Source organism: Lyticum sinuosum (assembly GCF_034471385.1).
Taxonomy (GTDB): Bacteria; Pseudomonadota; Alphaproteobacteria; order Rickettsiales; family Midichloriaceae; genus Lyticum; species Lyticum sinuosum.
On the sequence record NZ_JARGYU010000002.1, the window covers coordinates 214,932 to 227,507 of the forward strand.

The window sequence follows — 12,576 nt, forward strand, 5'->3', positions numbered from 1 at the left end:
GTTTTATATAATTATATATATTTATTATATAAAATTTATTATAAATTTTTATTTATAAAGAATATTCATAAAATTGATATATTAATTAATAAATTATAATAAAAAGATCCTCTATCAAATAAGAAAGATACTATCAATAAACAAATAAATCTGCTTAACATATAAGCAGCTATAAAAAATCATAATTTAAAATAAAAATGAATAATAATCATATTTCTAATAAACATTATTATATTAATTTTACAAAATATATTCCATTTTTTTGTATTTTTAGTTGTATTATTACAATATATTCAATATTTTGTTTAATAAACAAAGGTTTAAATTTAGGGATAGATTTTTCAGGAGGATCTCTTATTGAGGTATCCGCTTATAGTGATAACATTAAAAATGATATTGATTTTATAAGACATAAATTAAATAATATTTATCCAAACTCTATAATTCAATATTCTCAAATAAACAATGATACTAAAAGATTAAATTCTGATTTTTTAGATAAAAAATTACAACAATATAATATAACTTTAAGAATACATTCTAAATCTAGTAAAGAAGATGATATATCACAAATTATAAAATTATTATCTGGTATATATAATATTTCAAAAACAAGTGTATTACTTGAATCTTCAGATAAAGAATTAAATAATAAAGATTATATATTAAGAAAACAAGCTGAAATCAATCGTTTTGATTATGTAGGACCAAAAGCTGAAAGTGATTTTTTTATTAATGCTTTAAAATCATTATTAATCGCTATTTTAGTAATTCTTATTTATATATGGTTCCGTTTTGAATGGAGATTTTCTGTTGGAGTTGTTGTGTCTTTACTTCATGATATCTTTATAACGTTAGGATTTTATTCTGTAACTGGGTATGATTTTGATTTAACTTCAATTGCTGCAATTTTGACGATTATTGGGTATTCTGTAAATGATAGTGTAGTAATTTATGATCGTATTCGTGAAAATAAAAATAAACTTATTAATAAATCACAAGAGATAATAATCAATACCAGTTTAAATGAAACATTATCTAGAACAATAATGACAGTTGGTACAACATTAGCTGTTTGTCTTTCATTAATTGTTTATGGAGGAAATGTATTACATGGATTTGGCAGTGCAATTTTTTTTGGTATTGCATTTGGCACTTATTCTTCAGTTTATATATCTACTGCTGTTTTAATGCCTAAAAAATATTTTTTTAATAATTTACTAAATAATAATTTATTTAAATATAATAAGAAATTGTAAAATTATAGAAAAAATACTGTATTTTTTATTAATAAATTTACTATATCTATATAAAATACAAAACATGGAGCAGATATTACAAAACCATCCATTCTATCCATTATGCCACCATGTCCTGGGATTATACTTCCACTATCTTTTTGTCCAAATTTTCTTTTAAAAGCAGATTCTATTAGATCTCCAATTTGTGATAAAATTGCAAATATAGGAGATGATATAAAATATGGAAAAATAAAATCTCCACATAATAAATAAAAAAAATATCCACCAATAGTTGCAAGACTTGTACCTCCTATTAATCCACTCCAGGTCTTATTTGGACTTATATTCGGTGCGATTTTGGGACCTCCAATAGATTTTCCAAAAATATAACCACCTATATCAGTAAAACATACAACTGTTATAAGAAACATTGTTAAAATATAACCAAAATTATGGGATCTAATTACTAACATTGACCAAATAAAAATACACGAATAAATTATCCCTAGTATTCTCCACTCAAATTTTGCAATAAATAAATTTGTTCCTAAAATTTTTTTTGCATTATTTGTTATAATAGTTTGCCATTCATAGCATATTAATAAACCAATTATTATAACCCATAATACATATAACCAAGATCCATAATAAACAATATAAAGAGCTGGTGGTAAAATAACAAAAGATGATAAAATTCTTTTTTGTAAATTATTTAATTTCATTATATATTATGTAATTGATATCTTTGATAATATATTAATATATCATATCTGATTTTATATTAAATAAATTTACATATTCATATTTATTATTTAATCAGAAAAATAATAATATACTTTAAAGTATTGTATCTAGTTATAAACTGTTAGAAAAATTTTATTTTACATTATATATTTTTATATTATATATATTTATATATATATTATTTAATATTTTATATTATTATTAATACTCCTTTGAAATATCATAAAATAAATAACATTTATTGCATTTAATATAGTATAGGACTATAGTTTATTGCATGACATTAAAATCAATATAATTAATATTAATAAATCAAATATTTTTTATTATAAATATTTTATCATTACTAAAATGAATAATGTAAAAGTACCACTATTAGATATAAAAATTAAATTTCTTCCACATGCTGTTGATTTACCAATTCCTCAGTATGCAACAGCCGGTAGTGCTGGACTAGATATTATGTCAGCTATTCCGAATAAAGAAATTATTATTTATCCTGGAGAACGTTCTCTTATAGAAACTGGGATTTGTATTGCTATACCTGATGGTTACGAAGGTCAAATCAGATCAAGATCAGGGTTATCTCTAAAAAATGGAATTATAGTACTTAATTCTCCAGGAACAATAGATTCAGATTATCGTGGAGAGATAAAAATTATTTTAGCAAATTTTGGTAATCATATTTTCACTATAACTCATGGTATGAGAATAGCACAATTAGTAATAAATCGTTATGAACGTGTTTGTTTAGCAAAATCAGAAGAATTGAATACTAGTATACGTTGTGAAAATGGTTTTGGTTCTACAGGATTATAAGTTATATATTTAAATATTAATATTAATTAAAATAAAAAATTAGTAGTTTAAATAAAAAAACTTACTTTAATTTAATTAAAATTTTATAAAATGGATAATGCTATATATTCTATGTTATCTGGTAGTATTGGTGAACAAAATAGAGCTAGAAAAAGTAGTAATAATATTGCCAATGCACAAACTGATGGATTCAAAACAGATGATATGATTTTTCGAAATTATATCACAAAAGATGTTAATGATAATGTATCATTTCCATATGATGAAAAAACAATAATAAATTTTAAACAAGGGGCCCCAAATCACACCAAACATCCTCTTGATTTTATGATAGATGGTAGTGGTTTTTTTTCTGTTCAAACTCCCGAAGGAGTCATGTATACACGACAAGGTCATTTTTATAGAAATAATGAAAATTTAATTGTAACGACTCATGGATATCCTCTATTATCTACTGATGGAAATCCAATAGCTATTGACGAAAATGATATGAGTATAGTTGTAAATGAGATAGGAGAGGTATATGGTCGATATACAGAAGCTAATTCTATAATTATACAGGAATTAAGATCTCAAATTGCTATTGTAGATTTTCCTAATAGACATCTTCTTCGTAAAAATAGAGATCTACTCTTTATATCAGAAGAACAAACAATACCTGCTGAAAATTATAAAATAGTTCAAGGAGCAGTTGAGGAATCCAATATTAATTCAATTAATGAAATGACACATATGGTTGATTTACAAAAAAAAGTAGAAAATGAAACAGCTTTAATTAGTAAGATATATCATCTACAAAATAAAGCATATGATATATTATCACATCAACCTTAATTATCTACAAATTAATTTTTATTAGTATGGAAGTATTTCTTATTAATATGGAAGTATATTTGTAAATAAAATAATCAAAGTATATAATTGATATATAAAAACTTATACTAAGATTTTTTATATCCTAAAAGATTTAAAATATTGTAGGTTTTTGTTCTAGATTTTTACAAGTGAAAATATATATAATCAAAAACTTTAATTAATATTTTATAAATTATTTAATAAATAAAACAATAAAAGTTTAATAAAATGTCTAAAAATAGATCAAAAGAATATCGAACATCATATATAATATGGTTTATAGTAAGTATGCTCTATGGATTTCAGTATTTATTAAGAGTTTTTCCCGCTATAGCAATTAATGAAATTAAAATCAAGTTTGGAATAACAAATGCTGATTTTGGACAATTTGCAGGAATTTATTATATAGGATATTCTATAGGACATATACCATTCAGTATATTACTCACCAGATATTCTAGCAAAAACAATTTTTTTATTGCGATAGCTTGTATTTTAATTGGAACATTACCAAATCTTACATCTAAATATTGGATAATCAATATTATAGGAAGATTTATTGTTGGATTTGGATCAGCAGGAATTCTTTTATCTGCAATGAAAATTATTCGGCTATCTTTTAACGATGGATATGAAAAAATGCTAGGATTCATGGTGACGTTTGCTTTATTGCTTGTAAGTTTATTCAATAAACCAGCTATGATAATCATAGAAAATTATGGATTTGATTGGTTAATACTAGGATTTATGATAATTAGTATCTTTATGACTATTCTTATATTTTTTATACCTGGAAGTAATAAAATTAAAAAAATATTTAAAATTTCAGAAAATGAAGATAGTATTTCTCCATCAATAAATAAAAAATCTAAATCTGAGAAATCTGGAGTTGCAAAAGATGTAATTTCTGTAATATTTAATTGGAAAATAATTACTATATCTATCATCGGAGGATTAATGCTTGGAGTTTTAGAAGGATTTGCTGACGCATGGGCAATGCCTTTTTTGAAAATAGTTTATAACATGGATTCTAATCAAGTTGCTTTAGGTTCTAGTTGTATATTCATAGGTTTATGTATAGGATTTCCTTTTATAGGAATGATGGCAGAGATATCAAAAAATAAGATATCTAATTATATTTTAATCATGACATGTGCATTAGGTATGTTAATATTATTTATAATGCTTATATTTAAAATATGTGATTATTCTGTAAATATATTTGATAATACAGTAAATTTAGCACATTTGGTATTATTCTTATTAGGAATACTTTGTGGATATCAAATTTCTATTATAAGTGAAGCTACTAATTATGTTTCACCTCGTCTTTTTTCTCTTAGTTCTGCTATTTCAAATATGATAATGATGTCATTTGGATCATTTTTCCACATTTCTATTAGTAAAGTTATTTCTAATAGTAATGATATTAATATGAGTAATGGTGGATTTACAGAACAATCATTAATCAATGGATGTATGGTAATTGTGATATGTTTAATTATATCAATTACTGGTATTTCACTGCTATGGTTGTATGATTTTTTAACAAGAAAAAAAATAAAAATATAAATATATAAATTTTTATGAAAATTTTCTTATTTAAGTTAATTTACGTTAAGAATAGATATTTATTTAGCAAAAGAAAAATAAGCCTTATTACGAGCATTACTTATTATTTCTCGAGCTGATTCTTCTGATATATCATAGTTATATTTATCTAAAATCTGTATTAATTCATCACTAGATAGGCTAGCTAGATCATATATTGATTTTATTCCACTAAATGATAACATTTTCATAACATTAAGTAATGTTTTTTTATTAATTTTTTGCTCTTTTTTATTTGATAATTCTGTATCTGACATAGATGTATTTTCAACGTTCAACTCTGAATTTACATCTGTTGATAGATACTCTTTGGATCTTAAAATTAGCTCTTCAGCTACTTCTTGATCTAACCCTTCTATTTGAGATAATACTTCTGGTTTTGATTCAGCAATTTTATTAACTGAATCATATCCTTCAACAACTAATAATTGTGCTAATATTTCTTCTATATCAAGTCTGCTCATTAATGATGTTGTCATTCTATTAAAGTCATTAAGACGACGATTTGAATAATTTTCTTCATCTGTAATATTAATACTCCAACCTAATAATTTAGATATCAAATTAATATTTTGTCCTCTTCTACCAATAACAGAACTTAAATGAGAATTATCAAGTATAACATCAACAGAATGTTTGTCTTCATAAATAACTATTTTTTTTGGTTGAATAGGTTGTATACAATTTATAAGGTATTGTGCTGGATTATCAGACCAATGTACAATATCTATTTTCTCATCTCCTAATTCCTTCATAATAGATTTAATTCTTAATCCCTTAATTCCAATACATGAACCAACAGCATCTGTATTACTATCTGAAGAAAAAACTGCAACCTTCGAACGAATACCAGGATATCGAGAAACACCCATTATTCTAATAATTTTATTGTATATTTCTGGAATCTCATTTTTCATGAGTTGAATTAAAAATTCATCAGATGTTCTTGAAAGAATTAATTGTGGTCCATGATTTTCAGAATCTATTTCTATTAAACATGCTTTTATGCGATCTCCTATTTTATGATGATCTGTTTTTAAAAGATTATTTCTTTTTATAATTGCATTACCATGATTTGTCTGAAGATAAAGTCCTATATTATTAATATGAGTTACCATTCCACTAAATATTTCTCCTATTCTATGTTGACAACTATCTCTTTCTATTTTTTTTCTAATATCATTAATTTTTGCGCTAAGAATTTTTTTAGCAGATTGTATAGTTGCATTATTAAACTCTATATTTTGTAAAACCTCTTTAATACGATCATTTACTTTAGCATTAGGATATAAAATAAGTGCTTCACTAAGAGAAATAGAATTTCCAGAATGTATATAATTTGGATCATGATTATGATCTCGATTAGATAAAACATCATCAATATTATACTCTTTTTCATTTAATTGATTATTTATTTCATGATTAATGAAGCTATCATCTTTATTAAAGTTTTTATTTTTACCTATAATGATATTTTCCATATCTTCATCACTAATTACAATCAATTCATTGAAAATTTTTAGATCTCCATTATTTCTATCTATTTTTATAATTATTCCATTGTTTCCGTATTGTTTTTTAGCAAAAATTGCTATTGTTTCCTCAAGAGAACAAAAAACTGCCTCTTTTGACATTCCATTCTCTCTTGAAAAACTTTCTATTACCTGTAAAATTTCAACACTATCCCAAGCTTTATTACTTATAGCCATTTAAAAAAATCAAAATAATTAATTAAAAAATTAAATTTATATGAAATTATATAAAAAAAACAATTATATTGTTTTAAATTATCAAGAATCTCTTTGAGCAACAATATTTTTGAAAGTTTTTATATATTACTGTTGTCAAAACATATAATTATACATAGTATCATATTGTTTTTATAATACTATTTAGTTATCAGAAAATAAAATTGCGTTATTTAATAATATATTAACATGAGTTAAATTAAAACATTTTTTATTAATTATTTTTTTAGTATTTGTTCTTTCCCAGCAATAAATTTTGCAGAACTTAAGTTCAATTCTTCATCTTTTATTTCTTCAAAATTATTTCTATTTCCAAAGCAATTTGCTAAAAATTTTTCAGTTATAGCAAAAAAAGACATTTTATTTTCTGGTTTAGCAAAACCATGACCTTCATCAGGATAAAGAACATATGTTGCAGGTATATTTTTTCTTTGTAACTCAGAAATCATTTGCTCTGATTCATGTTCTTTAACTCTAGGGTCATTTGCTCCATGTCCTATTAGCAACGGACGCTTAATATTAGAAGCAAACGTAATTGGTGAACGTTGAGCTAAAAACTTTTTACCTTCTTCAGTAGATGGATCTCCTCCTATTTTTATTTTAAGTTGTTCAAAAAAAGGTTTCCAATATGGAGGAATAGAATCCATCAGCGTTAAAAGATTTGATGGACCGACAATATCAACTCCACATGCAAAAACTTCTGGTGTAAATGTTAAACCTACAAGTGCAGCATATCCTCCATAACTACCTCCAAATATACCTACTTTATCTCTAGTGGTTATATTATTATTTATTGCCCATTCAACAGCATCTATTAAATCATCATGCATTTTTGCTCCCCATTCTGCATTTCCAGCATTAATAAATTCTTTGCCAAATCCAGTTGATCCACGATAATTAACATTTAGTACTGCATAACCACGATTAGCAAGCCATTGAGTAACAGGATTTAATCCCCAATCATCTCTGGCTGTAGGACCACCATGAACATATAATATCAAAGGAACGGGATTTTTAGGATGTATATTGATTGCTATCTTATCATCATTATAAATAATTTTTTCTGAAAAATTTGATTCTTCTGGAAGAGTCAAATAGCTTATCATATTTAAGTTATCTCTTGACTCAATCAGGACTGGATACATTGGCATTAATTTATAATCCCATAATTTAGGCCTAGTAGTTGCTATAAATTTTATTGATTCTTGATTTCTATCATATAAATAAAATTCAGATGGAATAGTATCACTCCATACAGATATAATCCAATTTCTATCATCGATTGTAGATGAGATTATACTTATTTCAGTATTAGGAAATGATTGTTCTAATTTTAAAAAATCATCTTTAATTTTTGTATCAAATATATATCTTTTATTTCTTGCATAATTAACATCAATCCATCTCAATTCTTTTGTATTTTCGTCTATACTTATGCTAATATCATCGCTTTTCTTATCATAAAATAAAGTTTCGCGTTTTCTTGTATTTATATCTTCAATATAAATTGATGGTGTATTTTGACCAAAAGAATCAAGAATATAAACTTTTGTATTATCTTTATTAAAACCTATTAAATTAGTTGTATATACATTTTCTGGTAAAATTGTCATAAATTTTTCTATATATACATATAGATTATCATTATTTAATAATGAATTACTTGAATTTTCTATATTATCATTTTTTATTTTATTAAAATGATTTTTATTATTTACTATAATTCCATCAGCAACAAAAGTATCTGATTCTTTTAGTTGTTGATGATCTTTTAAAGAAGAGAATTTGAATATATCAACTTGTATACCTCCATTAGATAAACTAAAATCCCCAAATCTAAGGTTAAGATCATCATCAAATATAAAATTACTATATTTATCATTAGTAATTAATAATTCTTTTTCCCATTTTTTTGTATCTAATTTATAAATATCAAAAAGATCTTTTCTTCTACCATTGCTTGCAAATAATAGAATATTTGGATATTTTTTACTATTTAATAATGGATTAAATTTTACGCCTGGTTCTACAATACGAAATACTTCTTCTCCAGAATGAGGGTCAAAAAAATACATTCCATGGTTTTCATCTCCGTCTTTATCTAATAAATAAACTATATATTTACTATCTTCAGTCCAAAAATAGTTGATAATTGGACGATCTGTACTTTTTGTTATGATTTTACTATTTTTTATCAAATCACTCATCCAACTTTTGCGATTCTCTTTACTTTCAAGAGAATTATATGTTTTTTCCAGATCAGAAAATTTATCTACACTTATTACATAAATATTCATAACTTTGTTATATGGTGCAGAATATGATAAATAGTCTCCATTAGGACTAATTGATAGTCCTGAAAATTCAGGATTATCAAAAATTATATTTCTAGGTATGTAGCTATTATAATTCATTTTTTTTATATTTTTTGTTGATATTTTAATGTTTTTTTCGTTAAAATTATTAAAAAGGTAATTTAATCCAAATATAATACTTAATATTAAAAGCAATACTATAATAATAGTTTTTAATTTTTTTCTTAAGATTATTTTTTTCATTCCTTTTAATAGAATAATTTTTACTTAGATATACAATCTCACTATATAAACAATTAACAATATAAAATCAAATAATCAAAACTTTGCTTTATTGAATTAATTACTATTTTTATTATATATATTATATATTTATCAATATGGTATTGATACTAAGTATTTTACTATTAATATAGTCTTAATATGTATATTTATGTATAAAATTTATTTATTTAAATCTTTATGATATTCATAAGCAATAATCATATTTTTAGAATTTCTACCTAAGATATCACCACAATAAAAACTGCGTATATCAGATGATTTTGGCATCATGGAAGGATATTTCTTTTCTTTATCTTCACAATTTTCATCTTTTTTATCAATAGTATCATTATAGAAGTATTTATCTAGATGATCTTTAGTTTTTTTTATAAGTATATCCTGTTTTATATCTGTTATATCTGTATTATCATCACTGAAATTATTTTTATCAATTAAATTTATATAATATTTATACATTTGTGGCTTTATTAAGATATTATCATTGATTAAATAAAATATTAACTCTTTTCTATTATTCCACTTAATATCAATTGCGAGCTTTTTTGCTATCATAAGTGCAATTTCCCACTCTTCTTTAGATTCTTCTGGAGGATTTATTGCTAATGATGTTTTTCTTAATTTTCCTTCTAAATTTAAATAAAAGCTATTTCTCTCTGTATACGCAGGGCTGGGTAAAATAATATCTGCTCTATTTGCAGAATTATCGCAATGATGACCTATATAAATAACTTTAACATTTGATGGTATAGATAATAAATCAATCTCATCAGATCCTAATAGAAATAAAATAGTGGAATTACCTTCTAATGTAGATTCATTAAATATATCTTTATCTATATCTTTATCTTCTTTATTTTTAATAAATCTCTCGTGATTTTTTATTATTATGTTATTATTACTGCAAAGTTTTTTAAGTAATGTTTTTATGGGAGAAACTTTATCATCATTAATTTGATTATTATCAATATTTATGTTTTTAGAACATTGATAAAAACCTAAAAAAAGTCCATTTATCAAGCCTAATGTATTAGGTAAAATATTAATACTATTCCACTCATTATTAGATAAACCAAAGCGATAAGCAATTAACTCAACAATTATATATATAGTATTATAATTAATACTTTGCATTGCTGATGTTGATAATATAATAATTGGTTTTTTAGATTTTCTAATGATATCACATTCTTTGTGATTCCCATCTGCAATTTTTCTTAATACATTAATATCATCACCTAAATAATTCATATTATAAGTAGAATTAATATTTTCACCAAAATAACTAATATTTATTTTATTTTCTTGAAAATTCTGAAAAATCCTTGAATTTAATAGAGGAGCATCATAACGCATATTTCCACCTATAATTAAAAAATAATCAGCTTCATCGATACTATTAATACCATTAGAAAAAAAATAATTACTATTATTTTGAGGATTAATTAATTCACCTCTCTGTCTACATTCATAATTAAAGTTACAATTTAAATTATCTAATAATGTCTTAAAGCTATAAATTGTTTCAAGATCTGTATAATCTCCTGAAATAGCTGCTATGTTTATATGTTTTTGCAATACATTTTGTGAAAATTTTTCTGATTTTATTTTGCAATTGTTAATTAAATTTACTATCAAATTTAATGCATCTTCCCAAGAACATGGTACTAGATGATTATCGGAATTACGTATCATAGGTTTAGTAATTCTTTGATAAGATAAAGCATCATATGAGAATCGACTTTTATTAGAAATCCATCCTTGATTACAATCATTATCTTCAGATGGTTTTATTTTAACTATTTTATTGTTTTTACTATAAATGTAAATTGCACTACCTAAAGAATCACATATATCAATGGTTTTTATTTTTTTTAATTCCCATGGACGATATGTATATGCTGATGGAGCATCATTAAGAGCACCAACTGGACAAAGATCAATAATATTTCCTGAAAGTTCAGAATGAACTGATTTTTTTAGAATAGTTGATATTTCAACTTGTTCACCACGATAAAAAACTCCGATTTCTGGGGATCCTGCTATATCATCCATAAAACGAACACAACGTAAACAATGAATGCAACGAGTCATATGAGTAGATATAAATGGTCCCATATTTTTATCATTCACAATACGACGCTTATCTTTATAGTAAGATTTTCCTTTTCCATAAAGAAAAGCTTGATTTTGTAAATCACACTCCCCAGCTTGATCACAAATAGGGCAATCAAGAGGATGATTAATGAGTAAAAATTCCATTACTCCTTCACGTGCTTTTTTTACTAAATCAGAGTTTGTGGAAATCTTAGTATTATTGCTAATTTTATGTAAACAACTAGGCACAGGCTTTGATATTCCGTCTACTTCTACAAGACACATACGACAATTTCCAGCAATTTTAAGATTTTTATGATAACAAAAACGTGGAATCTCAATACCAATTTGATCGCATGCTTGAATAATTGTTAGATCATTATCAAATTCATAATTGTTTCCATTTATATTTATAATAATTTTACTCATAAACTTTATTTTTTACTTAGTTTTGTAAATTTTTATATTACAAATAAAACTTTAACTAAATATAAAAAAGCATGCAAGGATTCAGATCTCTATATGTAAATACTGATAAATTGATATGAGAATTTTTATTTGAAGAACAAAAAAATTCTTAACTACTAAAATATTTTAGCATTTATAAAATCATATTTATTGATGATTATCAATTATTTATTATTTTTTTATAAAAATTATTGATATTAATGGTAATTTTATTTTTTATTGTATAAATTAATTTATTATTTTAAATTAATAAAATTAATCTAAATTTGAAATTAGCAATATTTTTTATCGTCAAATCAAATATAGCTAGACACAATAACAAATCTTGTACATAATGAATATATAGCGAATAAATATAAAATATACAATATTTTATAAGTTAATATCTAAAAAATG

At 23.7% G+C, this 12,576-nt stretch carries 8 protein-coding genes; 4 read left to right on the forward strand and 4 right to left on the reverse strand.

Annotated elements, in window-relative coordinates:
• Window positions 1-197 precede the first annotated feature (197 nt).
• Complete coding sequence (gene secF, locus Lyticum_RS02730) at window positions 198-1,259, forward strand: protein translocase subunit SecF (protein WP_322498806.1); 1,062 nt, start codon at window positions 198-200, stop codon at window positions 1,257-1,259.
• Between the two features lie 2 nt (window positions 1,260-1,261).
• Here secF and Lyticum_RS02735 read toward each other — a convergent pair whose 3' ends face one another.
• A complete protein-coding gene (locus Lyticum_RS02735; RefSeq protein ID WP_322498807.1) occupies window positions 1,262-1,963 on the reverse strand; it encodes a phosphatidate cytidylyltransferase in 702 nt (233 codons plus the stop codon).
• A gap of 373 nt (window positions 1,964-2,336) precedes the next feature.
• On the opposite strand from Lyticum_RS02735, the gene dut reads away from it, so the two are divergent.
• From dut to Lyticum_RS02750, 3 genes are all read left to right on the forward strand, one after another.
• A complete protein-coding gene (gene dut / locus Lyticum_RS02740) occupies window positions 2,337-2,804 on the forward strand; it encodes a dUTP diphosphatase (RefSeq protein WP_322498808.1) in 468 nt (155 codons plus the stop codon).
• Between the two features lie 90 nt (window positions 2,805-2,894).
• Window positions 2,895-3,638 (forward strand): flagellar hook basal-body protein, encoded by a 744-nt coding sequence (locus Lyticum_RS02745; RefSeq protein ID WP_322498809.1) that lies wholly within the window; start codon window positions 2,895-2,897, stop codon window positions 3,636-3,638.
• Window positions 3,639-3,887: 249 nt separating this feature from the next.
• Window positions 3,888-5,231, forward strand: a complete 1,344-nt coding sequence (locus Lyticum_RS02750; RefSeq protein WP_322498810.1) for an MFS transporter — start codon at window positions 3,888-3,890, stop codon at window positions 5,229-5,231.
• A gap of 59 nt (window positions 5,232-5,290) precedes the next feature.
• On the opposite strand, the gene nusA is transcribed toward Lyticum_RS02750, so the two are convergent.
• The 3 genes from nusA to nuoG all read right to left on the reverse strand — a co-directional run bounded on the left by nusA (window position 5,291) and on the right by nuoG (window position 12,141).
• Window positions 5,291-6,979: a transcription termination factor NusA gene (nusA, locus tag Lyticum_RS02755; protein WP_322498811.1), complete on the reverse strand. Its 1,689-nt coding sequence runs from the start codon at window positions 6,977-6,979 to the stop codon at window positions 5,291-5,293.
• A 257-nt stretch (window positions 6,980-7,236) separates the two neighbouring features.
• Entirely contained in the window at window positions 7,237-9,576 is a 2,340-nt protein-coding gene (locus tag Lyticum_RS02760; protein ID WP_322498812.1) for an alpha/beta hydrolase family protein, read from the reverse strand.
• 201 nt (window positions 9,577-9,777) lie between these two features.
• A complete protein-coding gene (gene nuoG, locus Lyticum_RS02765) occupies window positions 9,778-12,141 on the reverse strand; it encodes an NADH-quinone oxidoreductase subunit NuoG (protein WP_322498813.1) in 2,364 nt (787 codons plus the stop codon).
• Window positions 12,142-12,576 lie beyond the last annotated feature (435 nt).